Annotated in this window: 26 protein-coding genes and 1 tRNA gene; 15 read left to right on the top strand and 12 right to left on the bottom strand. The window is 57.3% G+C overall.

The window, feature by feature from the left end:
- Positions 1 to 128 precede the first annotated feature (128 nt).
- Complete coding sequence (locus tag ACP7BN_RS26815) at positions 129 to 1,562, bottom strand: M48 family metalloprotease (protein WP_420648108.1); 1,434 nt, start codon at positions 1,560 to 1,562, stop codon at positions 129 to 131.
- Positions 1,563 to 1,658: 96 nt separating this feature from the next.
- Between ACP7BN_RS26815 and ACP7BN_RS26810 the strand changes: the two genes are divergently transcribed.
- On the top strand, positions 1,659 to 1,898 hold the full coding sequence (locus tag ACP7BN_RS26810; protein ID WP_426206808.1) for a sulfurtransferase TusA family protein: 240 nt from the start codon (positions 1,659 to 1,661) through the stop codon (positions 1,896 to 1,898).
- Positions 1,899 to 1,935: 37 nt separating this feature from the next.
- On the opposite strand, the gene ACP7BN_RS26805 is transcribed toward ACP7BN_RS26810, so the two are convergent.
- Both ACP7BN_RS26805 and ACP7BN_RS26800 read right to left on the bottom strand, forming a co-directional pair.
- Positions 1,936 to 2,409: a peroxiredoxin gene (locus ACP7BN_RS26805; RefSeq protein WP_420648106.1), complete on the bottom strand. Its 474-nt coding sequence runs from the start codon at positions 2,407 to 2,409 to the stop codon at positions 1,936 to 1,938.
- A 10-nt stretch (positions 2,410 to 2,419) separates the two neighbouring features.
- Positions 2,420 to 2,980, bottom strand: a complete 561-nt coding sequence (locus ACP7BN_RS26800; protein ID WP_420648105.1) for a glycine cleavage system protein R — start codon at positions 2,978 to 2,980, stop codon at positions 2,420 to 2,422.
- 338 nt (positions 2,981 to 3,318) lie between these two features.
- On the opposite strand from ACP7BN_RS26800, the gene dapA reads away from it, so the two are divergent.
- The 6 genes from dapA to ACP7BN_RS26770 all read left to right on the top strand — a co-directional run bounded on the left by dapA (position 3,319) and on the right by ACP7BN_RS26770 (position 9,009).
- A complete protein-coding gene (gene dapA / locus ACP7BN_RS26795) occupies positions 3,319 to 4,197 on the top strand; it encodes a 4-hydroxy-tetrahydrodipicolinate synthase (RefSeq protein WP_420648104.1) in 879 nt (292 codons plus the stop codon).
- A 17-nt stretch (positions 4,198 to 4,214) separates the two neighbouring features.
- Positions 4,215 to 5,330: an outer membrane protein assembly factor BamC gene (bamC, locus tag ACP7BN_RS26790; protein WP_420648103.1), complete on the top strand. Its 1,116-nt coding sequence runs from the start codon at positions 4,215 to 4,217 to the stop codon at positions 5,328 to 5,330.
- Positions 5,331 to 5,334: 4 nt separating this feature from the next.
- Positions 5,335 to 6,093, top strand: a complete 759-nt coding sequence (locus tag ACP7BN_RS26785; protein ID WP_420648102.1) for an MBL fold metallo-hydrolase — start codon at positions 5,335 to 5,337, stop codon at positions 6,091 to 6,093.
- 28 nt (positions 6,094 to 6,121) lie between these two features.
- The gene (purC, locus tag ACP7BN_RS26780) at positions 6,122 to 6,835 is read left to right on the top strand and encodes a phosphoribosylaminoimidazolesuccinocarboxamide synthase (protein WP_426206806.1); all 714 of its coding nucleotides are present in this window, start codon (positions 6,122 to 6,124) and stop codon (positions 6,833 to 6,835) included.
- 84 nt (positions 6,836 to 6,919) lie between these two features.
- A tRNA-Ser gene (locus ACP7BN_RS26775) sits at positions 6,920 to 7,009 on the top strand.
- A gap of 239 nt (positions 7,010 to 7,248) precedes the next feature.
- Positions 7,249 to 9,009: an SIR2 family protein gene (locus ACP7BN_RS26770; RefSeq protein ID WP_426206805.1), complete on the top strand. Its 1,761-nt coding sequence runs from the start codon at positions 7,249 to 7,251 to the stop codon at positions 9,007 to 9,009.
- A 92-nt stretch (positions 9,010 to 9,101) separates the two neighbouring features.
- Here ACP7BN_RS26770 and ACP7BN_RS26765 read toward each other — a convergent pair whose 3' ends face one another.
- The 9 genes from ACP7BN_RS26765 to ACP7BN_RS26725 all read right to left on the bottom strand — a co-directional run bounded on the left by ACP7BN_RS26765 (position 9,102) and on the right by ACP7BN_RS26725 (position 15,640).
- Positions 9,102 to 10,316 carry an Arm DNA-binding domain-containing protein gene (locus tag ACP7BN_RS26765; protein ID WP_426206804.1) on the bottom strand — a complete coding sequence of 405 codons (1,215 nt, stop codon included), beginning with the start codon at positions 10,314 to 10,316 and terminating at the stop codon, positions 9,102 to 9,104.
- Entirely contained in the window at positions 10,313 to 10,528 is a 216-nt protein-coding gene (gene xisR, locus ACP7BN_RS26760) for an excisionase family protein (protein WP_095049224.1), read from the bottom strand. Before xisR ends, ACP7BN_RS26765 begins: the two co-directional genes overlap by 4 nt.
- Positions 10,525 to 12,327, bottom strand: coding sequence for a DNA cytosine methyltransferase (locus ACP7BN_RS26755; protein WP_426206803.1), 1,803 nt, complete (start codon positions 12,325 to 12,327; stop codon positions 10,525 to 10,527). The genes xisR and ACP7BN_RS26755 overlap by 4 nt, the downstream gene beginning before the upstream one ends.
- Positions 12,320 to 12,760, bottom strand: a complete 441-nt coding sequence (locus tag ACP7BN_RS26750; RefSeq protein WP_426206801.1) for a hypothetical protein — start codon at positions 12,758 to 12,760, stop codon at positions 12,320 to 12,322. Before ACP7BN_RS26750 ends, ACP7BN_RS26755 begins: the two co-directional genes overlap by 8 nt.
- Positions 12,757 to 13,236 carry a hypothetical protein gene (locus ACP7BN_RS26745; protein ID WP_426206800.1) on the bottom strand — a complete coding sequence of 160 codons (480 nt, stop codon included), beginning with the start codon at positions 13,234 to 13,236 and terminating at the stop codon, positions 12,757 to 12,759. Before ACP7BN_RS26745 ends, ACP7BN_RS26750 begins: the two co-directional genes overlap by 4 nt.
- 61 nt (positions 13,237 to 13,297) lie before the next feature.
- A complete protein-coding gene (locus ACP7BN_RS26740; protein WP_426206799.1) occupies positions 13,298 to 13,615 on the bottom strand; it encodes a pyocin activator PrtN family protein in 318 nt (105 codons plus the stop codon).
- A 158-nt stretch (positions 13,616 to 13,773) separates the two neighbouring features.
- Positions 13,774 to 14,055, bottom strand: a complete 282-nt coding sequence (locus tag ACP7BN_RS26735) for a phage antirepressor KilAC domain-containing protein (RefSeq protein WP_426206797.1) — start codon at positions 14,053 to 14,055, stop codon at positions 13,774 to 13,776.
- A 9-nt stretch (positions 14,056 to 14,064) separates the two neighbouring features.
- Positions 14,065 to 14,655: a hypothetical protein gene (locus tag ACP7BN_RS26730; protein WP_426206796.1), complete on the bottom strand. Its 591-nt coding sequence runs from the start codon at positions 14,653 to 14,655 to the stop codon at positions 14,065 to 14,067.
- A 250-nt stretch (positions 14,656 to 14,905) separates the two neighbouring features.
- Positions 14,906 to 15,640 (bottom strand): XRE family transcriptional regulator, encoded by a 735-nt coding sequence (locus ACP7BN_RS26725; RefSeq protein ID WP_426206795.1) that lies wholly within the window; start codon positions 15,638 to 15,640, stop codon positions 14,906 to 14,908.
- A gap of 103 nt (positions 15,641 to 15,743) precedes the next feature.
- Here ACP7BN_RS26725 and ACP7BN_RS26720 point away from each other — a divergent pair, with 103 nt between their 5' ends.
- From ACP7BN_RS26720 to ACP7BN_RS26685, 8 genes are all read left to right on the top strand, one after another.
- Positions 15,744 to 15,968: a helix-turn-helix transcriptional regulator gene (locus ACP7BN_RS26720; RefSeq protein ID WP_426206793.1), complete on the top strand. Its 225-nt coding sequence runs from the start codon at positions 15,744 to 15,746 to the stop codon at positions 15,966 to 15,968.
- A gap of 325 nt (positions 15,969 to 16,293) precedes the next feature.
- On the top strand, positions 16,294 to 16,812 hold the full coding sequence (locus tag ACP7BN_RS26715) for a phage regulatory CII family protein (RefSeq protein ID WP_426206791.1): 519 nt from the start codon (positions 16,294 to 16,296) through the stop codon (positions 16,810 to 16,812).
- Complete coding sequence (locus ACP7BN_RS26710; protein ID WP_426206790.1) at positions 16,805 to 17,032, top strand: TraR/DksA family transcriptional regulator; 228 nt, start codon at positions 16,805 to 16,807, stop codon at positions 17,030 to 17,032. The genes ACP7BN_RS26715 and ACP7BN_RS26710 overlap by 8 nt, the downstream gene beginning before the upstream one ends.
- On the top strand, positions 17,022 to 19,238 hold the full coding sequence (locus ACP7BN_RS26705) for a VapE domain-containing protein (RefSeq protein ID WP_426206789.1): 2,217 nt from the start codon (positions 17,022 to 17,024) through the stop codon (positions 19,236 to 19,238). The genes ACP7BN_RS26710 and ACP7BN_RS26705 overlap by 11 nt, the downstream gene beginning before the upstream one ends.
- A complete protein-coding gene (locus tag ACP7BN_RS26700) occupies positions 19,231 to 19,590 on the top strand; it encodes a hypothetical protein (RefSeq protein WP_426206787.1) in 360 nt (119 codons plus the stop codon). Before ACP7BN_RS26705 ends, ACP7BN_RS26700 begins: the two co-directional genes overlap by 8 nt.
- A gap of 525 nt (positions 19,591 to 20,115) precedes the next feature.
- Positions 20,116 to 20,460 (top strand): phage holin family protein, encoded by a 345-nt coding sequence (locus ACP7BN_RS26695; RefSeq protein WP_426206785.1) that lies wholly within the window; start codon positions 20,116 to 20,118, stop codon positions 20,458 to 20,460.
- A gap of 144 nt (positions 20,461 to 20,604) precedes the next feature.
- Positions 20,605 to 21,207 (top strand): terminase small subunit, encoded by a 603-nt coding sequence (locus tag ACP7BN_RS26690; RefSeq protein WP_426206784.1) that lies wholly within the window; start codon positions 20,605 to 20,607, stop codon positions 21,205 to 21,207.
- Positions 21,208 to 21,211: 4 nt separating this feature from the next.
- Positions 21,212 to 23,233 carry a phage terminase large subunit family protein gene (locus ACP7BN_RS26685; protein ID WP_426206783.1) on the top strand — a complete coding sequence of 674 codons (2,022 nt, stop codon included), beginning with the start codon at positions 21,212 to 21,214 and terminating at the stop codon, positions 23,231 to 23,233.

Raw genomic sequence — 23,233 nt, 5'->3', positions numbered from 1 at the left:
TCTCGGTACTGGATACGATAAACCGGCTTAGCCGCATAGCTTGAACCGCCGTATACGGATCCGTACGTACGGTGGTGTGAGAGGACGGCGGATGTAAATCCGCCTCCTACTCGATCTGGAGAAAAGGCTCAGCCCATCATGTCCTTGACCATGCGCTCCTGTTCCATCAGCTCGCGCTGACGAGCATCGATGCGCGATGACAGCGGGAAGTTGCTGCCCGCCTTGCGCTTGGCGAAATCTAGTTGCTGAATAGCCTGGCGATAGTCGCCGACCAAAGCGAAGTACTCGGCCCGCGCCTGATGCAGCCCGATGATATTGCCCGAAAGTCCACGCGTTTCAGCTACCTGATACCAGACGTCCGGATCTTCCGGGCGCGACTTGAGCAAACCCTCGAGCGCTTTCTCGGCATCCGCCGTGCGATTCTGTTTGAGCAGCAGATCGACGCGTACCTGATTCAGCGGGTAGTTGCCCGGATACTGCGTGAGCATCCGGTCAACCCGCGACTGCGCATCCGGCAGGCGATTGTTGGTGATATCCAGATCAACTTGAGCCAGGTTGTAGACGATCTCGTTCGGGAATCTGGTCAGCAGTTGCTGGAGATTCTCCCGCGCCTCATTCAACTGGCCGCCCTTGATCTGCGCGATGGCCAGACCATAACGCGCCACGTCGTTTTTCGGATTTTCATCCAGCTGTGCGCGGAAGCGTTTGGCGCCCAGTCCCGGGGTTTCTTCGTAGATCAACTGCACCCGTGCGCGGATCAGCTGATAACGCATGCTGTCCTCTATACCGCCCGGTTTGGCCTGTTCTGCACGGTTACGGGTGTCGGCGATCCGCGACTCGGTGACCGGGTGAGTCAGGAGGAATTCCGGTGGTTTGGCATCGAAGCGATATTGGCGCATCAGGCGTTCGAACATGGTCGGCATCGAGCGCGGATCGTAGCCGGCCTTTTCCAGATTGAGGATGCCGATGCGGTCGGCCTCTTGTTCGTTCTGGCGCGAGAAACGGCGTTGTTCCTGGATTGCGGCGGCTTGAGTGCCGGCAATCGCGGCAATGCCGGCGTCACCGGCACCCGCCGCGGCAATCACGATACCTGCGAGTAACGCGGCCATCATCGGCACTTGCATACGCTGCGAAGCTTCCACGCCTCGGGCAAAGTGACGTTGCGACAAGTGAGCCAGTTCGTGAGCCAGCACCGAGGCATATTCGCCTTCAGTCTGCGCGTTGAGGAACAGACCGCCGTTGACCCCGACGATCCCGCCCGGCGCCGCGAAGGCGTTGAGTTGCGGGCTGTTGATCAGGATGAATTCGAGGCGCCGGTCGTTAACCTGGCTGGTTTCCACCAGCTTATAGACGCTGGACTCCACGTAATCCTTGAGCTGCGGATCGTTGAGCTGTGAAACCTGACTGCGCAGCATGGCGAGCCAAGCGCGACCCAACTGGTACTCCTGTTGTGGCGAGACGATGGCAGAACTGGCGTCACCGAGTGACGGCAGGTCGTCGGCGAAGCCCGGTGAGGCGAGCAGGCAAGCGAGCGTCAGCAGGGTAGGGCGCAAAAAAGTCATGCACAAAGCCTTAGTCGACAAAGACCTTACTGTAGCCGGACACCGCGCTTGCGACCAGATATTCTAGGCAGCCCGACCTTCGATCTGGAGTGATGCATGACCGACGCTGTAGCCTTTGATTGTGAACTGGATGCCAGTGGCTTGAATTGTCCACTGCCGTTGCTCAAGGCCAAGATGGAATTGAACAAGTTGGCCAGCGGCGCGGTACTCAAGGTGATCGCCACCGATGCGGGCTCACAGCGCGACTTCCGTACCTTTGCCAAATTGGCCGGTCACACGCTGTTGCGTGAAGAAGATGAAGCGGGTGTCTATCGTTACTGGCTGAAAAAAGCGTGAAACAAGCAATGTCGGCGTCCGCCAGGACGCCGAAGTGTCAGGCCTTGTTCAGGTCTTGAGCAGCAGCCAGCACCGCATCAACATGTCCTGGCACCTTCACACCGCGCCATTCCTGGCGCAACACGCCATTCTTGTCGATCAGAAAAGTGCTGCGATCCACGCCAAGATATTCCTTGCCGTAGAGCTTTTTCAGCTTGATCACGTCGAACAACTGACAGACCGCTTCATCTTTATCGCTGATCAGCTCGAACGGGAACTCCTGCTTGCCCTTGAAGTTCTCGTGCGATTTCAAGCTGTCGCGAGAAATACCGAACACCTCAGTGCCGGCAGCCTGAAACGCCGCGTACTGATCGCGAAAGCCCTGACCCTGAGTCGTGCAGCCCGGCGTGCTGTCTTTCGGATAGAAGTAGATCACTACTTGCTTGCCCTTGAGGGCGGCGAGGCTGAAGGTCTGCCCGCTGGTCGCAGGCGCTTCGAAATCAGCTACCGGTTGGTCGATGGTGACAGCCATGAAAGCATCCTTACATTGGGTTCTGTGGGCGCCACGGTTCGATCAGAGCGTCGAGGTTCATCGCGTCGGAGAAATCCAGGAACTGATCGCGCAGCCAACTGATCTGCGTGCCCGCGGGCAAAGTCACGGTGAACGTGGCGTTGAGCATGGTGCCGCCGGTCTGCGGAGCCTGATAGGTATCGCAGGTCAGGTTTTCCAGTTCGACGTTGTGATCCATGAAGAACTGGCAGAGTTCGTTGATGATGTCCGGGCGATAGGCCGAGCTGACGTATGCCACATACGGCAGCGCCTGCGGGCGATTTTCCAGCGGCGCGCTGCGCACCACGTTGACGGTGAAAGCGTGCTTCTTGGCCAGGCCCGACAGGCTGCCTTCAAGACGCGCGAGGGCGTCCCAAGTGCCGGAGATCTCAAGGATCAGCGCACTGCACTCACCATGGCGAGTCAGGCGGGAAGTGACCACGGCGCAGCGGTTTTCATGGCTGGCGCGGCACAGGACGTTAGTCAGCTCCATGGGGTTGGCGCCGAGGGCACTGATGACAAGGAATTGTTCGCGAACTGTGGGGGTGGACATGCAGCATTCCTAAAGCGATGAGCGGTCGGTAGGGTGAGGGGCATTGATTACCGGAAGTTGCCTGCATGAGCCAATTCAGTCTGTCCGTCAGAAATCCCCGGCAGCACTCGCAACTCGCTCCACTTTGGCGGAAGCGCGTCGAGGCGACGCTGGAACGGGGCCTGGGAGGCCGAAAAGGGAGGCTGGAACCCGGCGTACAAGCTGATCATTACCGATCAAAGTCTGAAGGGTAGCGAAAAGCGCGGCCAAGGGGAATGGCAGCGGCGCAGTACTTCGCTTGTGCAAGCATCTTGGCGCCAGTACCATTACCGCTCTCTTTTTCCGGCAGGAGCGGTTTCATGATTGCGGGCAGTATGGTGGCACTGGTCACACCCATGGATGCACAAGGGCGTCTTGACTGGGACAGCCTCAGCAAACTCGTGGACTTTCACCTGAAGAACGGCACCCACGCCATTGTCGCGGTCGGTACTACCGGCGAGTCGGCAACCCTGGATGTCGATGAGCACATTGCCGTCATCAAGGCCGTGGTCAAGCAGGTCAACGGCCGTATACCGGTCATTGCCGGTACCGGCGCCAATTCGACCCGCGAAGCCGTCGAACTGACCCGCAACGCCAAAGAAGCCGGGGCCGATGCCTGCCTGCTGGTCGTTCCGTACTACAACAAACCGACTCAGGAAGGTTTGTACCAGCACTTCAAGCACATCGCCGAGTCGGTCGACATTCCGCAGATTCTGTACAACGTTCCTGGCCGCACTTCCTGCGACATGCAGGCCGAGACCGTGATTCGCCTGTCCACCGTGCCGAACATCATCGGCATCAAGGAAGCCACTGGCGACCTGAAGCGTGCCAAAGCGATCATCGACGGCGTGAGCAAGGATTTCATCGTGCTGTCCGGCGATGATCCGACCGCCGTCGAACTGATCCTGCTGGGTGGTAAAGGCAACATCTCCGTCACCGCCAACGTCGCTCCGCGCGAAATGGCTGATCTGTGCGAGGCTGCGCTCGAGGGCAACGCCGACAAAGCACGAGCGATCAACGAAAAACTGATGCCGCTGCACAAGGACCTGTTCATCGAAGCCAACCCGATTCCGGTGAAGTGGGCTTTGGTGGAAATGGGTCTGATGCACGAAGGCATCCGCCTGCCGCTGACCTGGCTGAGCACCCCTTGTCATGAAACGTTGCGTTCGGCCCTGCGCCAATGCAGCGTCCTGGTTTAATTGAGGAAGTACAACGCATGAAGCGAATGGCCGGACTTTCCGCACTTGCCTTGATTATCTCCAGCACCAGTGGCTGCGGATGGGTCTGGGGCCCGGAAGGTTATTTCCGTGACCGTGGTAGCGATTACCTGGAAGCGCAACAGACTGCACCGATGCAACTGCCACCCGACGTAGCCACCGCCAAGCGTCTCGATCCGTTGTTGCCGATTCCGCGCAACGTAGCCGACGACACCGCCAAGGGCGAATACATCGTTCCGCGTCCTCAGCCGCTGTCGGCTGTTGCCGATGCCAGCGACTACTCGCTGCAGAAGAGCGGTGACTCGCGTTGGGTCATGGCCCAGCATCCACCGGCTGAAGTCTGGCCAGTGGCGGTGCAGTTCTTCCAGGACAACGGTTTCCGTCTGGATGAACAGCGCCCGCAAACCGGCGAGTTCACCACGACCTGGCAGCACTCGGATGAACTGTCGGCTGCAATGGCCAAGCGCCTGAGCGCGGCCGGTATCAGCACCGACAGCGAAACTCGCGTGCGGGTACGCATCGAGCCAGGCGTGCAGCGCAATACCAGTGAAGTCTACGTGGTCAGCGCCGAGCGTCCTGCCGGCAGCACGGCCGATGTGGCGTTCACCAATCGTTCGGTCAATACCGGTCTCGACGCCGCGCTGGTCGACGACATGCTTGCAAGCATGAGCCGTATCGCGGAGAAGGGCGGTTCGGTGTCCATGCTGGCTTCGCGCGATTTCGATACGCCAAGCCGTGTCAGCCTGAGCGAAGACGGCAGCGGCAACCCGGTGCTGAACGTCGGCAATGACCTGGATCGTGCCTGGTCGAGCGTCGGTCGTGCGCTGGAGCAAGGTGAGTGGCGCGTTGAAGACATCAACCGCAGCCTGGGCCTGTACTACATCAACTTGTCCGAAAAGGCCGAGAAGAAAGACGACAAGCCTGGTTTCTTCAGCAGCCTGTTCGGCAGTGCGCCGAGCAAGGAAGAAGTTGAAGCCCGTGCCGAGCGTTATCAGGTGCGTCTGAGCAAGGTCGGCGAGAACGTGCAAGTTACCGTCGAGAAGAACATCAATACCGTGGCTCCGGCCGATGTGGCTCGCAAGGTGTTGAGTCTGATTCAGGACAACCTGGGCTGATAACATGCGTTTTGCCGTTCTCGGCAGCGGTAGCCAAGGGAACGGCACGCTGATCGCCAGCGCTGATACCTATGTGCTGGTGGATTGTGGTTTTTCCCTGCGGGAAACCGAAAAACGCCTTTTGCGCCTGGGTGTGAACCCGGCGCAATTGAGCGCGATACTTGTGACCCACGAACATGCCGATCACGTGCATGGCGTGGGTTTGCTGTCTCGGCGCTACAATCTGCCGGTCTACCTCAGTCGCGGCACACTGCGCGGGATGCGCAAACCGATTGAAGCTGCCGGGTTTCTTGCCGGTGGCGAGCAACTGCAGATCGGTGCACTGAACATCGGGGTCATTGCCGTGGCCCATGATGCGCAGGAACCGACCCAATATGTATTCAGTGACGGCGAGCGGCGTTTCGGCCTGCTGACTGACCTCGGTTCTTATTGCGAGCGGGTGCTGGACGGCTATCGGGATCTCGATGCGTTAATGATCGAATCCAACCATTGTCGTGACATGTTGGCGCGTGGTCATTACCCGTACTTTCTCAAGCAGCGGGTCGGCGGCGAGCTGGGACATTTGAACAACCATCAGGCGGCATTCCTGGTGGCCGAGTTGGGCTGGCAAGGCCTGCAACATTTGGTCCTGGCCCATCTGAGCAGCAAGAACAACCTGCCGCAGCTGGCCCGGCAATGTTTTGTCGACACTCTCGGGTGCGACCCGGACTGGCTGCAACTGGCCGATCAAGATTCAGGGCTCGACTGGCGCCACATCGCCTAGCCCATCTACTTAGCAAGCGGAGCCCATCATGGAAAAACGTGAAGAACTCTACCGCGGCAAAGCCAAGTCGGTTTACAAGACCGATGACGCTGACCGCTTGATCCTGCTGTTCCGTAACGACACTTCGGCGTTCGACGGCAAGCGCATCGAGCAGCTCGACCGCAAAGGCATGGTGAACAACAAGTTCAACGCCTTCATAATGCAGAAACTCGAAGCGGCCGGGGTTCCGACCCAATTCGACAAACTGCTGGGCGATAACGAATGCCTGGTGAAGAAGCTCGACATGATCCCGGTCGAGTGCGTCGTGCGTAACTACGCTGCCGGCAGCCTGGTGAAGCGTCTCGGTGTCGAGGAGGGCTTGAAGCTCAACCCGTACACTTTTGAGCTGTTCCTCAAGGACGACGCCAAGGGCGACCCGTTCATTAACGAATCCCACGTTGTGGCATTCGGCTGGGGTACCGCCGAGCAACTGGTTCGCATGAAAGAACTGTCGCTCAAGGTCAACGAAGTGTTGAGTAAACTGTTCGACGACGCTGGTCTGCTGCTGGTCGACTTCAAGCTGGAATTCGGCGTGTTCAGCGACGGCACCATCGTGCTGGGTGACGAGTTCAGTCCGGACGGCTGCCGTCTGTGGGACAAGGACACCAAGAAGAAGATGGACAAAGACCGCTTCCGCCAAGGCCTCGGTGACGTTATCGAAGCCTACGAAGAAGTCGCCAAACGTCTGGGTGTACCGCTGTAATCGACGCAAGCATCTGATAGCACGGAAAAAATTTCGAATAGGGGTTTCCCATTCGGTAAAAGTGTTGTTATGATGCGCGCCGTTGGAGAGATGCCAGAGTGGCCGAATGGGACGGATTCGAAATCCGTTGTACCTTCACCGGTACCTAGGGTTCGAATCCCTATCTCTCCGCCATTATTGAATAAGACTAAGCCCCCGTAATCGTTACTGATTACGGGGGCTTTTTCGTTTCTGTGATTTTATTTAGGGCATTTTTAGGGCATTTAAACCGGTGACAGGGCCGCTCTAGACTGCTCAGTGCCAGAACTTCTAACCAGAATGAATCTCTAGTCCATTGTTTGTTACCACTAGCGGCATTAGGCTATCCCCCAAGGTTTTTTACAGGCACTGCTCCTTTCCTTTGGGATGAATCGATGATCTCCAGCGATCCGACTACACGATTGGCATTTTCGATGTACGAAAACAAAGGGGTCTACGCGGTCCTCATGGGGTCGGGTGTATCAAGGTCAGCTGGAATCCCAACAGGCTGGGAAATCACCATGGAGCTGGTTAAGCGAGCAGGTATTGCGGCCGGCGCGGGGGAGCAAGAGGATTGGCTCGGATGGTACGTTGCTCGTACTGGACAGCAGCCAAACTACTCAACACTTTTAGAGCAGTTGGCGACTACTCAAACAGAACGCCGGGCCATCATCCAAAATTTTCTCGAGCCTTCAGCTCAAGAGCTAGAGGATGGCTTGAAAGTGCCCACTCAAGCTCATCGCGCTATCGCCGCCATGGTGCAGTCCGGTCACATACGAGTGATTGTCACCACCAACTTTGATCAGCTCATGGAGAATGCTCTGCGTGATCTTGGCATCACGCCGACGGTGGTCAGCTCGGTGGATACCCTGGCTGGCGCTGAGCCGATCACGCATACGCAATGCTACATTCTGAAAATTCACGGCGATTATAAAGACGCAAGAATTCTCAATACTGATGTCGAACTGGGGGAATACCCTTCAGAATTTAATGCGCTGCTTGATCGCATCGTTGATGAATTCGGGCTGATCATCGCTGGTTGGTCAGGAGAATGGGATCATGCATTGCGGGCTGTTCTATTGAGAGCACCAAGTCGTCGGTACCCAACGTTTTGGCTGGCTCATGGCGAGCTTTCAGAGCGCGGCCAAGAGATCGCAATACAGCGTCAGGCAATCATTGCCAGTGGATTTGATGCGGATACTTTTTTTGGAGGGCTGAATCTAAAGCTGGACACTATCCAGCAGTCTCGATTGCTTAATCCAATCGGGATCGACTTGACCATTGCTATGGCGAAACGCTTCTTGGTTAAGGAAGAGCATCGAATTCAACTCGAAGAATTGGTTACCGCTGAGACTCAAAAGGCGATCTCTCATTTTGCACCTATTTTTGCTTCTAATGAGGGGCGGGGTAGTCAGTTATTCACCGATTGGGTGCAGGCCCATGAGTCGGCAGTTGAACCTTTAGTCAGACTTGCTACGGTACTCGGTCGTTGGGGAGAAGGTCGTGAGTTACCTCTTGTACTAGATGCCATTAAAGGTCTGTATGGGGAGGCACAAAAGGTCCAATCTGGATATACGCCTTGGATAACCCTGAAGATCTACCCGGCAGCACTTGTGTTTTATGGATATGGTTTGGGCTTGGCAAGGGCCGGTCGTTTTAAAACCTTGATGCAGGTACTTAATACCACTTTGATCAACTGGCGTGACATGTCAACAGTGATTGGCGTCGAATTGTCACCGTTTTATCTAGAAGAACATTGCAAGCAACAATGGAAAAGTTTCGACGGTGAGGAAAACTCCAAAACACCTCTGAGTAATCGGTTAGCCATGAATCTGTCTCAACGCTGGGCGCCAAGCTTCGCTGGTGTGTGCGAAGTCCGACTCCTTTGTGAATGGTTCGAGTTCCTATGCTTGCTGAATTTTTCCAAAGAAAGAGGAGTCACTCAAGAATCGCTGGAAGACATAATTCAGCGTGGAACTTTTCGGACAATCGCTTACGGACGCATATCTTGGAACTCTGAAACAATTTATCGTTTTGCTGAAGAGTTATCCCATCCCGAAAATAAAAGACCGCTTCTTGAGGCAGGCTTTGCATACTCAAGCGGTCAATATCTGGATACCTTTATGGAAGGTCTCAAACGTTTGGCTCGGTATTGAACGTCGAGCTAATCAATCTTGGCGCTATATGAAGTGGGGTAGAGGTAAGCTATTAGTGAGGGCTAGCATTCTTCTAGCCCTTATTGGTTTATTTAACTTCTGAATCCGAGCATCTGAGATACAACTCCTGCCATGCTCTTTGTGTCCTTCGGTATCCATCTTCCATAATGCTTTCGCACCATCGTTGTATCAGCGTGCCCTAACTGCCTGGCCACCCATTCGACCGGAACGTAGCTCGATAGCATCTGACTAGCAAAGGTGTGGCGACACTGGTTTGCCCCGCGATGACGCACGTCTGCCTTTTTCAAGTGGGCGGTGAACCAGTTGCTCAGCGTCTTACCGCTCCACATCAGGCCGCTGGTAGAACTGCGGAATAAGAACCTGACCTTCATTTTTTTGGAGGTGATGTTGTCACGCTGGATTACGGTGATCTCTTCTGAGGGGGCTTCCCTGGCCGCAGCAACGATCTCTCGCATCAGTTCCAGTGCGGGATCTATCAGCTCGACGACTCTCACCCTGGAGCGTTCTTTCGGAACTTTGAACTCGCCCACGACTAACGCGCGCCGGACATGCACCAGGCCGGCGTCAAGATCAATGTCCTCAACAGCGAGTGCGATGAGTTCGGATAGAGACAGTCCGGCCCAGCAGTTGAACTCAATCATCCTGGTATCGGGTCGTCGGTCCGGATCTGCTTTGCCGATCAACTCAATCTCGGTGCGACTGAAGGGATCGGCGTGCTCGAGGTCGACGTCCGAGCCGACGTTGCTGATTCGATCCAATGGGTTGGCTTTCAAGATGCCGTCGCCGAAGGCGTCTGCCCAGACGCCTCGGACGACGGTGAAGATATCGTTTACTGTCTTTGGGGAAAGGCGTTGCTTCAGCAGTTGTGCTTGAAACAGCTCTATATCGCTCTTGCTGATGTCAACGATTCGGCGTTTGCCAAATTTGTTTTCGACGTGCTTGGCCTTGCTGACATAGTTAACGACGGTGCTTGATGCTTTAAGTGCGCGCTGAACCTCCAGCCATCGATCGATACCTTCCTTCACGGTGCGCTTCAGAGATGGCCCGCCAGTTCCCGTGAACATTGCTGCCCTGGGAGAGTTGGGGAAGTGAGCCGCATAGTCGAAGCGGCCCTCTTTGATCTCTGCAAGGATTGTGCGGCGTTTGTTGTCTGCATAGGCAATTGCAGCTTTGTTTACCTTCGAGATCCCATCCAGTGGTTCCCGGCATCGCTGGCCATTGAAGATGAACCAGATGCGCAGCTGTTTGCCGTTCATCTCGACACCTGTGGGCATCTTGTCACTCATGGTTGACCTGCCATCCACTTTTCAATTGCTTGCTTGTTGTAAACCAGCACATTGGCGGGGTCGGTTCGGTAGTGCTTGCCCTCCAGCCACAGCCCGCGAGAACGATACTTTCGAACAGCTTCGGTGCTGAGCCCGAACACTGGATAAAGCAGGTCTTGGCGGAACCAAGCGCCTGGTGTTATTTGAAAATCAATTTTTTCCGCAGCGCTCATGCTGCCTCCTCCATCTGACTCACGCTCAATCCAACTGCAACAGGGCGTACCCACACCGGCATGTTGCTCAGCATGAATGTTTCGCCGGCTTCAGCCAGCAGTAGGGTGGTGCCCATCACATGGGCGATTGCTTCGGCGGCTGCCGGCGGTACCGCGTTGCCAATCCGCTCACGCCATGCCTGATCGCTCAGCCCATCCAGCTCGAACTGTTCTTCTGGTTCGACCAGACTTTGCAGTGCAGCCAGCTCCAGCGTGGTGAATGGTCGGTGCCAAGTGCCGTCGAGACTTTCAATCACGCAAGTCAACCGGTCATTGGCTTCCGGCATGCGGGGATCCGCCACTGACCACCGACCGTTGTCTTGCTTGGCACTGGCCGACACGGCGCCGCATTGTTCGTTCCAGCCGACGACGCCGTAGTGGCCGCCAGTCAGGTACGCGTCGCCTTTCGTGCGCTTCATGCCTGGGCGGGGATCTGCGATCGATAACGCACCGCTGGCTACCTGCTGTGATCCGGTAACAGTCCCAGCAGTTTTACCCCATGGGCAAACGCCCAGCTTTCGGCTGCTCGCTCCTGGGTGCCAGTTGTGATATCGAGGATCTTGAACTGCAAAGGCGCCTTGGCCTGTGGTGCTGCCAGCGATTACTGTCCCTGCGGAGTTGTCGAACGGCGTTACCAGATACTTTCCGAAGCCATCACCCGGCCGGCGAGGATCAGCAACGCTGAACGTCCCTTGCCCGGGCGATTTGACACCAATCACCGCGCCGCTCGTTTCTTCCCAGCGACGTACACCGTACTGTTGGTATTGCAGGGCACCATCTTTGCTGCGTGGGTCTGCCACCGAGAATGCGCCATTGGTAGGTCGGCTCCGGCCGGCGACAACGCCCATTGAGTCATCCCACTTGTTCACGCCCAGATACCCGCCGTATGCCTCGGGCACAATCACGAAGTCACGCAGGTAACCGTCTTCGATCGCCAAGTCGTTCAGGCTGCGCCAGTCTTTGCCGGCGGTAACCAAGGCGAGGCGAACCCACGTTTTCCACTGTAGAGCTGGAACACGGTGCATTGGGCCAGCAGCTTGGATGTCGCCAGCTAGTGGCATGCGGCCTAGGATCGATCCGACAGACTTGAGCGTCTTCTTTTCCGGTTCGTACAGGAACGGCGGCACTTTCTCGATATGGCGGGCCACCAGCAGGAAGCGTTTGCGGCTCTGGGCAAGCCCGCCGATGACGCCGCAGTCGTGAGTGGTTTCGGCGACCGCGTATCCGTAGTGGTTCAGCAGCTTGTTGATCTGGTCCAGCAGGTGGCGGCCACGGGTGGCGAGGCGCGGCACGTTCTCGAAGACGATCAGCGACACCGGGTCGTCCTTCCACGCCTCACACATCAGCCAGATGCAGCGCAGCGTCAGTTCATTCAGGGCTTGATACTTCGGTGTCAGGCTCATTGTTTCGGACAGCAAGCCTGACGCCCCTTTGCACGGACTGGAAATAAACACAGCGTCCGGACGCTCGTGGCTGGCAGCGCGGTGCAGGTCGGCGGCGCTCGCCTCAGTCCAGCCGGCTGGCGGCTCTTTACCGTGGAAGCGGGTGTACTGGTCGCGGGTGAACAGATCCATCAGCGTGCCAGGCACACCAGAAAGACGCTGGAAGTCGCGCAGGCCGGCTGGGTCCACGTCGACGCCGCCTATGCACTGCCATACGGCTTGTATGTGTCCAACGACAGGCTTGGCCCGGTTGAAACCCTTGGCGCCGCCGCCCAGGCCGCAGCACATATGGAAGTGTTTGAGAACGCGCTTAAGCATTGGCGTTCTCCTCGACGATGGCCGCTTGCGCTTGGCTCTCACTGGCTTCTATGTGGCTACGCAGAGCGTCTAGAGCCTTCGACTGTGTTGTAGGGGGCTTATACCCCACGACAGGCTGCGCGAGCGGGCGTTCCTGAGCGTTTAGCGTTGCATCAGCAAGCGCTGCCCCGCGCAGCTTTTCGTGGGGTATAAGTGCCTCGGCAGTGGCGCTGAGAGGGTCAATAATGCCTACTGCTGCGCAGCAGAGACTGTTTGTTTCTAGTGTGTCGACGCTGGTTTCTCTACAGAGCAAAGCGGTCGTGCATTGGGTGTCGTGCTGGTCCATTTGCATGCCGCTTTCCTCCGAGATTTGAGTGCGCGTTGGTGCATCAGCCGCTGATGGGGCGTTAGCCGGATTGCGGTGGTTGCAAGATTGGGGACGGAACTCGCTCATGCGGCGCTCTCCTGATCGAACGGCTCCAGCAGGGCAGCCATGGCGAGCGCCTGGTCGCGGAGGGTGCGGGTGTCGCGTTCCAGCTTTTTGCCGGTGCGAAAGGCGCTGAACGTTTCGGATGCGATCCGGAGTTTCTCGGCGATTTCCAGTAGGGTCTGTCGTTCTTTTTCGCCAAGTTTTGAAGCTGCCAAGGCGCGCTCGTAGTGGATGTACAGTTTCTCGCGCTGGTCAGTTGCCTGATTGAGGGAGAGTTCCAAGTTACGGATATCTTCCCAATTTTCAGATCGCTGAATGGTTTTGCCTTCATCCATCCCGTCTCGAAATCCAACGCAGCCGCCGACGTCATAGCCTTCGCTGTGGCCTTCTGAGTATCCCTCGGCGCGGCCGTTGCTGAAGCCGTTGCGGTAGGCAAGCCAGTAAACGCCTGCGACCATGAGGGCGATTGCTAGCAGCGCGTAGATTTGAATTGTGGTCATGTGGTGTGCTCCTGATGGTTCAACCTGGCTGGTGGTGACAGCCGTTTCTCGGTTAGTGGACTTACTCAGTTGAATCGGTATTAGGACGCGGCATGTCTTCGTCTGCTTTGTAGGCCCGGATGTCGATCAATGCGGCAACGTGCCTGATATGGGCATACCTCAGCGCCTTGACGCTGTGGTCGATAGTTGTCACCGGTAATTGAATTCGTCCGCTGTTGATCGCCTCAGTGAAAGTCTTTTCGTTGAGGTTCTTGAAGTAGTGCACGCGCAGCTTTTCGAGTGGGATGAGTACGTCGCCGAATAGGCGGTGCAACATCTCGACGGTAGAGCTATCCGGCGCGGGAAGTAGTCGCAGCGGTGTTTGATTGGCGTCATTCATGTGGCTGCTCGGCCTCCTTGCGTTTGAGTCTTGATGGGTGATTCCATGCGTTCAGGCAATGTCGTTTTGTCAGCTCCCGCAGATGCTCAGGCACCTCAAGGAGCGCGGCATTGCGCTCCTCTCGTGTGTGCATGGCGACGATCTGGCGGGCGTACTCCCTAGGCCACGTCACGGTTGTCTGCCGGAATGTCAGGTAGGTTCAGCCCCAGTTGCTCTGCAAGCCAACGAATGCCGGCTTGCTTCACCCGGGTTGACTGGCTGTACTGCATGCCGGAAATCTCGTGATACCACTGGCCATCCTTGATCCGCAGATAGTCGCGGTCGCGCTTGGGGTAGGCCGGGAGGTTCCCTTTGAGTAGGTCTTTTTCCCGCATGAGAGCGATAAGCTTGGGCCGGGTTAGGCCGAGTTGAGTTGCGGCTTGGGCGAGTGTGCGTTCCATGCGTCCTCCTTAAGCTGCATGCGCAGCGGGAGTCGCTACTGCAGCTAGGTGGTTGATGGATTCGGCAACTTTTTCGTAAATCTCAGCATCTGTGCCGCACACGCTGAAGCATTTGGTGCGCGGGCGCCGCACGCCGATGCTCATGATGGCGGTGATACCGGTGCGTGTTTGGGTTCGATGGATCGCGACATGGATGGGTAGTTCGAAACCCATGTCTAGGCTCACGGAACCACCCGTGCGAATTAGCTCAAATACTCGTTGTTTATGCTCGATATCGAACCGGGCGTATTCGCGGCTGGAGTGTGGAATGTTCTGCAGATCGGCCGTGTCAGTGGTGTCGAACGGGCCGTTGACGATCTCTTCAATGAAGTCGGCCAGCTTGAGGTGCATCTTCTTTTCGTTCTGCAGGGTCAGCGTGTGGCGCTCGCTGCCCGGCTCGATGACGAAGAGGGTGTCTGATGCGCTGCGTTCAACCTTGAGACGAAATGCTACGGCCTCGCGCTTTGGGGCCGACCTGAGTACATGATTGAAGGTACCGCTCAAATTGACCTGGGCGTTGAGTAGCTGCAACGTTCGGTTGTCCAGTTTGAACTTGCTCATGCTGCCCGTCCTCCGTCGTTTGGATCGAACGGAGCTGGTGCGCTACGGGCTTGCGGCTTGGGTTTGCTGGGTATGAACGTGCAGCCGCAGTTGCGTGCAATGCGGCGAACTTGGAGGATGCGGAATGGTTCATCAGCAGTCGGATGGACGTGCAGGGTTGCAGTGGTGTGCATGATATTGCCTCGCTCTGTGGTGGAAGAGTGAGGCAAATATCACGCAGCGTGCTGCTGCGTGTCAATACATACCGTGATTAAAATTCTGCCGTGCTGTGCAGAAAGCGTGATGATTTAAGAATACCGCCCACCAAATGGATTTCCATGACGTCCGATTCAGCAATGTGAATCGGCGAGTGTTCAGCGTTTACGCTGTCGAGTCTGTACATGCCATCGCGCAGATAAATGAACTCTTTGATCATCGTCCTACCCGCTGCAGTGCGCACCATCACCTCGTCGCCGCTGTAGTAGTTTTTATTCGGTTCAATAAGCACGAATTCGCCGTTCTTGATCCGTGGAAGCATGCTATCTCCCGTGACCTTTAAGCCGTACGCATCGGGGTCGTCACTATGGATGTTCAAGTAGCCATCGCCGTGACCGGGCGGGAAATCTAAGGCCTCAAAAAAGCCTTCATTGCCGAGTTGTGCATTCCCTACCACTGGAACTCTTCCTTCTTTCGCCCGGCCCGCTTTGCTAGAAACGTCCTGGTCCTTGCCAACTACTTTCAATGCAGGTCGATCCCGTGTGTAAAGAGATGCGCCCTGAGGGGCTGTACTGGTGATGAGGCTTTCCGCCCCTGCCACCAGCTCAGTGAAGGGAACCTTCAAAGCATCTGAGAGCTTTTTGAGGTCTTGCAGATTAGGTTGTCGAGTGCCTCTTTCATAATTACCAATCCGAGACTGTGATTCCCAGCCACAGGCATGAGCCAGCTCCTGCTGGCTCATGCCGGTAGCTTTCCTAAATTTTTTTATGCGTGCGCCGAGTGTGTTCATGTGCTTTTTTTACCACGCAATGAAATCTTTTTATCGCACTTTACGTGTTGAAAAGTTCACGTAACGTGCTTATTATGGCTGCGAGTCATCGGAGACAACGACTATGAATCGGATAGCTGAACATCGAGAGAAAGCCGGAATTAAGCAACGTCAATTAGTAGCGGCGCTGGGCTGGACTCAGACGCGCATTAGTAATTATGAGGCTGGTCGCCGTACAGCTGGTCTGGCCGAGTGCCGGGCGATCACCGCAGCACTGAATCAATTAGGGGCTGCTTGCTCACTGGATGATGTTTTTCCACCAGAGCTGGACGAACTAAAAGCTGCTTAGAAAAAAGGCGACCCAAAGGTCGCCTAGTTCCTCCCGACACACACCACCACAGTGATGTCGGGTCGCGTTGAAGGTAAAGCGGGCACACCACATGCGAACCGCTGAACTTCGCCGCGTTTCCAAGACACGGATGCCTTGGGTTGCTGCTCTTTCCACCACAGATTGAGCAGCTGTTGCGCCAGAGGTGAGCGATGGATCGTTCGCCTCGGCACGGTGCCGGTGTCGATCCAGAGATCTCGCCGGCGTTTGGGCCTCTTCAAGCCACACGACAAATGTATCACCACTGCATGTCGTGCGGCACTGGCAACTTTCAAGGATTAATGCCATGAGCCGAATCGCTCTGAGTTGTGTAGAACGGGCGCAGCGGGAAATCCTGCCGCTCGATCTAGCGCTATACCATGCTGCTCGGGATTATCCCGGTGGCGCCGCTGCAATTGCCGCCACTACCGGCAGAAACGCCACCACGCTGCAGCACAAGCTATCTCCCACGCACCCAAGCCACTCCGTGAACATTCAGGAGTTCGGCGAGATCCTGGAGTTGACCAAAGACCGCCGAATTCTGGATGCGGTGCACGCGTTGGTCGGTGACACGACTTGGCAGGAGTTGGCCGAGGCATACACCAACGACATGCCTGAAACCTTGACTACCGGCATTGCTGAGTATTTTCGGCAGGTCGCTGACCTGGCTGATACCTGGGCCAAGAGCATCGGCGACGGAGTGGTGTCTGACCACGAACTGGCCGCAATTCGCCTACAGGTGTTTCGCGGCATTCAAGGGCTGCTTGGGATGTTCAACCGCGCCACCTACGTTAATCAAACAACGCGGGGTGCCGACCATGGCTGACATCGCAGATTTTGCTAATGACCTCGTGCAGGAGCGTATTGATCAAGCGCTGGCTGCACGAAACGCCGCCAAACCTGCATTGGCGGCGCATTCGTTTCTATTTTGTGAGGACTGCGAAGAGCCTATTCCAGAAAAGCGTCGAGTGGCTCAACAGGGCTGCACCCAATGTTTTAGCTGTCAGTACATCACTGAAGCGCGGGAGGCTCGTCATGCTCGATGAGGTATTGAACCAATTCGCGGACTACGGCCTCGAGCCTGAGCAGCCGCTGATCTTTGGTAAGCTCACCCGCTGCAAGACCGCCCAGGACAAGGGCAAAGAGAAAAATGGCTGGTACGTTGTCCATGAGCATCACACTGAGAAGAACGAAACGCTGATCTTCGGTAGCTTCGGTGATTGGCGCTCGGGCGAGTCGCAAAAGATCAAGGTGAAGGCCGGGCGCTTGAGTCCGGAAGAACGTGAAGTCATGCGTGCTCGGCAGGAAGAAGCCAAGCGTAAAGCGGCAGAGATATCTGCCAACGCGGCAAGGCGAGCAGCCAACCGTGCATCCGGCTTGTTCAAGCGCATGCCGGAAAAGGGCAAGAGCGCCTACTTGGATCGAAAGCAGATCGTTGGGTTCAAGGTTCGCTATGCGCCACGGACCGGCGCATTTTTAGTGCCTATGTGCAACGTGCGGGATCAGATCGTCGGCCTGCAGGTGATCTTCCCGGCGAAGCAAGAAGACACCGGTCGCGACAAAGCTTACTGGCCCTACGGCATGTCGAAAGAGGGTGCCTTCCATTTGATCGGCCCGCACCCCGAGCCGGGGGAGCCAGTACTCGTGTGCGAGGGCTACGCAACAGGCGCCAGTCTGCACATGGCAACCTCTCTGACGGTCGCAATTGCCTTCGATGCGGGCAACTTACTGCCGGTCTCCAAGGCCATGAGGGAGCGTTTTCCCGGTTGCCCATTGATCCTTTGCCGGGATGATGACTGGAAGACAAAGCGTCCGAATGGCGAGCCGTGGAACCCGGGTGAGGAAAAAGCCAACAATGCTGCATTGATCGTCGGTGGCCAGGTAGTCGCGCCGGTGTTTTCGGGCGAGCGCGAAATCAAGTGGACTGACTTCAACGATCTGCACATTGCTGAAGGTTTGGAGGCTGTCCGCCGCCAGGTATTGGCGGTAGTCAAGCCTCCTGCAGCTGGTGGTTGGAAGGATCAGCTAGCACGCACCGAAAACGGCTCCCTGATCGCGCACATGCAAAACGTCGAGCTGATCCTCGGCAATGACGAACGCTGGGCTGGTGTCATTGGCTACAGCGTATTCAGCTCCAAAATCGTCAAGCTGCGGTCTGCTCCCTTTGGCGGAGGTGCTGGCGATTGGGCCGACATCGATGACATGCGGGTGATGAAGTGGCTCGCGCAGCAGTACAACCTGCGGGTCAAAGCGTCCCATGTGATCGAGGCGGTCAGTGTGGTTGCCCACGACCATTCTTTTCACCCGGTACGTGAGTATCTGGAGAAACTTGAGTGGGATCGCGTCCCTCGGCTGGAAACCTGGCTCACGGACGTGCTTGGGGTCCATGCCAACGAGTACTCAGCCAAAGTCGGTAAGCGTTGGCCGATCTCGGCGGTGGCTCGTGTGATGCGCCCCGGCTGCAAGGCCGACTCGGTTATGATCCTTGAAGGGGGGCAGGGGGAAGGTAAGTCCACGGCCATGGGCATCTTAGGTGGTGAGTGGTTCATGGACACCCCTTTTGCCCTCGGCGACAAGGACAGCTTTCAGGCGATTCGCGGCAAGTGGATCGTCGAACTAGGGGAGCTGGATAGCTTCAACAAGGCTGAAAGCACCAAAGCCAAGCAGTTCTTCTCTGCATCAACTGATACCTACCGCGAAAGTTACGGCCGCAGAACGAACGACGTGCCACGCCAGTGTGTGTTCGTGGGTACCACCAACCAGGAGGAATACCTCAAGGACGCTACCGGCAACCGGCGTTACTGGCCGGTGTTCTGCAACAAGGTCGACCTTGAAGCGTTGCGTGAGATTCGCGATCAACTGTGGGCTGAAGCGGTGTTCTGCTTCGAGGCCGGCGATATCTGGTGGGTGACCAAGGACGAGTCTTGGATGTTCGCCGAAGCCCAGGACGAGCGCTTTGTTGTGGACGAGTGGGAAGGTCCGATCCTGACATGGTTAGAGGAGTCGCAGATCGGCGAAACCGCTACTGGTAACGAGATCCTGACTCAGGCTCTCAAGTTGGACTACGGCCATTGGGGCAAGCCTGAGCAGATGCGGGTTGGTGCGATCATGCATCGCTTGGGCTGGCGGAAGAAGCGCATGCCCGCGTTGGCAAAGAGCGGCATCCGGCAGTGGGCCTATCAGAAGCCAGCGACCTGGGGGCGTGGATCTGCATTGAAAGCGCCCCTTGTAGAGGAGCCTTGTTTTGATTAAGGAGATCGATTCGCTACTTCGGTTGTGGGCTCAGGAGCTGCATTCAGAACATTCGAAAGGGGGGCTGGCCGGGGGAAATATGGTTGCCATGATGATGGAGAGCAACGGGCAACTGATCAGGGGGCGGCGTGCCTTCCGTGCGCCGCTGGAGAGTTCGTTGGACATCGAACTGATCGTGACCAAGCACCTCGCGCCCGAGCTGGTGACGGTAGTGCGGGAGCATTACTGCACGCTTGATGTAGATATGCGCTTGCGCTACGCCCATTGCAGTTGTGGTCGCGACACGTATTACCAGCGCTTGCATGACGCACATCTGCAGATCTTCGGCGTAATGATGGGGAGAGCTGCGTGACCCCTGGAATCACACCACGTGCCACTGTCCTACTGTCCGGCCTTGTCCGACTGCCATTTACAGCAGTCGGACAAGTGCAGGCTGCGCTGTTGTTGGCCTGTCCTACTGTCCAACCTTTGCCCGCCACATGCACACGTAAGCATAGCGGGCCTATAGGCGCGCCCATGGCGCGCATGCGTGTTTTAAGTTTTCTCTCTATACACAAGTAAAAATAAATAAGGTAGGACAGTAGGGCAGAGTCCCGAATTTAGGCGCCTGTAGCTGTCCTACTTCGACTTTAAATAGTGGGACAGGTAGGACGGGGCACCAGAAGCGATAGCCGATTGAATGCGTTGCACCCCTGTTGCACCTGCGTCACACCCACGTTGCACCCGTATTGCTCCATGGCATTAAAACTCGCTTGCTGCCACCGGAATCCACCTGTAAAAAGTACCCATCTTCGATACGTGCGACCGCAGAGAGCGGCACGCACCACACCACCAAACCCGGCCATTGCGCCGGGTTTTTGCGTTTATGGGGTAGGCGATGACAAGCGAGCAACAAGCACTGGCAGAGATGCCGATTTGGTTAGTGATCGTCCTGGCCTTGGTCGGTGGCGTATCGGGAGAGATGTGGCGCGCAGACAAGGATGGGGCGCGGGGCTGGGCGTTGTTACGCCGGCTTGCGCTTCGCTCCGGTGCCTGCATTGTCTGCGGGGTGTCGGCGATGATGTTGATGATCGCGGCGGGCATGTCGATCTGGACAGCGGGCGCCTTGGGTTGCCTCACCGCGATGGCCGGCGCCGATGTCGCCATCGGCTTGTACGAACGATGGGCTGCCAAGCGGTTGGGGGTGTGTGAAGTCCCACCGAATGGTGGCGGGCCAGCCTGAAACCGCCGGGGACCCTGGGGTTATTCGGAGGGTACGGGGTCGGAAACCCGCGGGAAACTGTTAGCGGCAGGGTTGCCAGCTTACTGAAATTCAATCCATTGAAATCGAAAGGTTCCATTGAAAAGCCGTTGAAAAGGAGGGCTTATGACAGAACCAATGTACCTGTCAAAGAGCGCCTTTGCGGCTCGGATCGGCAGGGCGCCCAGCTACATCACTTGGTTGAAAAACAACAACCGTCTGGTGCTGACTGCCGACGGTAAACAGGTCGATGTCACGGCCAGCGAAGCGTTGATTCGCGACACCGCTGACCCCAGCAAGACAGCCGTCGCTGACCGGCACCATCAGGACCGGCTTCAGCGTGACGTTTACAGCCAGCTATCCAGCCAGGCCGAGCCGACTTCAACGGCTGCGCCGCCGCTCACGATTACCCCTGCGGGGCAGCTCCCCGACTTTCAGAAGGCCCGGGCACTGCGCGAGCACAACCTGGCACAGCTCGCCGAGATCGAGTTGCACAAGGCCAAGGGTTCGCTGGTTGCCCTGTCGGCGGTGCAGTCCGGCGCCTACAACGCCGGTCGCATGCTGCGCGATCAACTGCTGGGCATGCCGCCGCAACTGGCTCCAGAACTGGCGTCGATGACCGACCCTTGGGAAATCGAAAAGCACCTCACGGCGGCGATTCGCCGCTCGCTGGAAGACGCAGAACGCATGTCTTCAGCGGATCTTGAACACGCACTGACCACGAGTTAAGCCCATGCCCACGGAAATTCCCGACGGTGCAGAGGTGTACCGCGAGGCGTATTTCCGTGGGCTACGGCCCGACCCGGACGTCTGGATCGATCAGTGGGCCGATGAGTACATGCGGATCCCGCGTGACACCGGCGCCGCTGAGCCGGGCCAGTACCGCACCTCGCGTACACCGTATGCCCGCGAGCCCATGCGGTGCCTATCGCCGGCTCATCCCTGCAAGCGCGTGATCACCATGGTCGCGTCGCAGCTAATGAAAACTCAGATCGGCCTGAATTGGATTGGCGGACTGATGCACATGGCACCGTCGAATATCCTGGCATTACTGCCGAGCCTCGGCCTGGCCAAACGGGTGTCCTCGCGGATCGGCAAAACGATCAAGGCGACGCCGGTACTGCGCGAGCGTGTCGCGGCTAACCGCTCGCGGGATTCGCGCAACACGATGGACACCAAAGAGTTCGAGGGTGGCACGTTGTACGTCACCACCGCCGGCTCGGCCGCCAACCTGTCGGAGCTGTCGGCGCGCTACGTTTACGGTGACGAAATCGACCGCTGGGAGGTCGACATCGGCGAGGAGGGCGACCCCATTGAACTGGCGGAAACTCGGGGTAGTACCTTTGGCCGTAACGCCAAGTTCTACTTCTCCAGCTCGCCGACGATCAAGGGCGCCTCGCGAATCTCCGACCTATTCGACGGCAGTGACCAGCGTCATTACTACGTGCCGTGCCCGTACTGTGGGCACATGCAGGTGCTTGAGTGGGAGAACCTTCTCTACTCGGCCGACTTCAGCATAGTGCATTACAAATGCGCGGCGTCCGGGATGGACTGTGACGTACTGATCGATGAGTACCACAAGGGTGAAATGCTCGCCAAGGGCGAGTGGCGCGCTCATGCCGAGGGGGACGGCGAGACGGTGGGTTTCCACCTTAACGCGCTGTATTCACCGCTCGGTTGGATGGACTGGAAGTCGCTGGCTAAGCAATTCGAGAAGGCAAAAAAGGCCCAGGCCAAAGGCGATCTTGAGCCCATGCAGGTGTTCTACAACACCCGTCTGGCGAAGGTGTGGGACGCGGCTCAAGAGCAGACCAAAGCCGACGTTCTGAGGCAGCGCGCGCGGTTGGAAGGCTACACCCTTGGCTCTCTGCCGGCGGCGGTGATGATGATCACCGGCGCCGTTGACGTTCAAGCCAACCGGCTGGAATTCATGGCGATGGGTTGGGGCGTCGGCATGGAGCGTTGGGTCGTCGACTACCAAGTGGTCTCCGGCGATCCCGCAGACGAGCGCACCTGGGCGGCGCTGGACGAATTACTCAAGCCCAAATATCGCCATCCGTGCGGTGTCGGTCTGGGCATTCTTGCGGTGGCCGTTGACTCCGGTGGTCACCACACCGATGAGGTCTACCAATTCTGCCGCGTTCGTCGCTGGCGGAACGTCTTCGCCATCAAGGGGGCGAGCAAACCCGGCAAACCGGTCATTGCTCAACGCCCGTCCATGGTCGACGTGACGTGGAAAGGCCAGACCGAACGCAACGGTGCTGAGCTTTGGTTCGTCGGTACAGATACGGCGAAGGACTGGATCTACAACCGCTACCCATTTGAGTCCGGGCCGGGCGCGTTGCATTTCGCGAATGACCTGCCAGACGACTTCTTTGAACAGTGCGTCGCAGAACGCAAGGTCGCCCGTTATGTGCGTGGCCACAAGCGCATCGAATGGGTTAAGGGCAAGGCCGAGCGCAACGAAGCGCTCGATCTGATGGTGTATTGCCTCGCCATGGCGCATTACCTGGGCCTCCACCGATACAAGGAACACGACTGGGAGCGCGTACGTCAGTCCTTGGCACAGTCCGGACTATTTGACGAAGCGCTGGGCATCAAGCCCGTTCAAGGTGAACGGGTCGATAGTATTGGCCCAGCTACACCTGTTCGGTCCCCGGCTTCACCACCCGCTGTTTCGGTCGTGCCACCGCGTCCAGCAGCAACACCACCTCAACGCCGCAGCTCCACCAGCGGCTACCTGAAGAGACGCTGA

Origin of the sequence: Pseudomonas sp. TWP3-1 (assembly GCF_049896625.1) — a bacterium.
Classification (GTDB): Bacteria; Pseudomonadota; Gammaproteobacteria; order Pseudomonadales; family Pseudomonadaceae; genus Aquipseudomonas.
The sequence above is the reverse complement of the archived record's forward strand: the minus strand, read 5'-3'. Positions and strand labels throughout refer to the sequence as shown.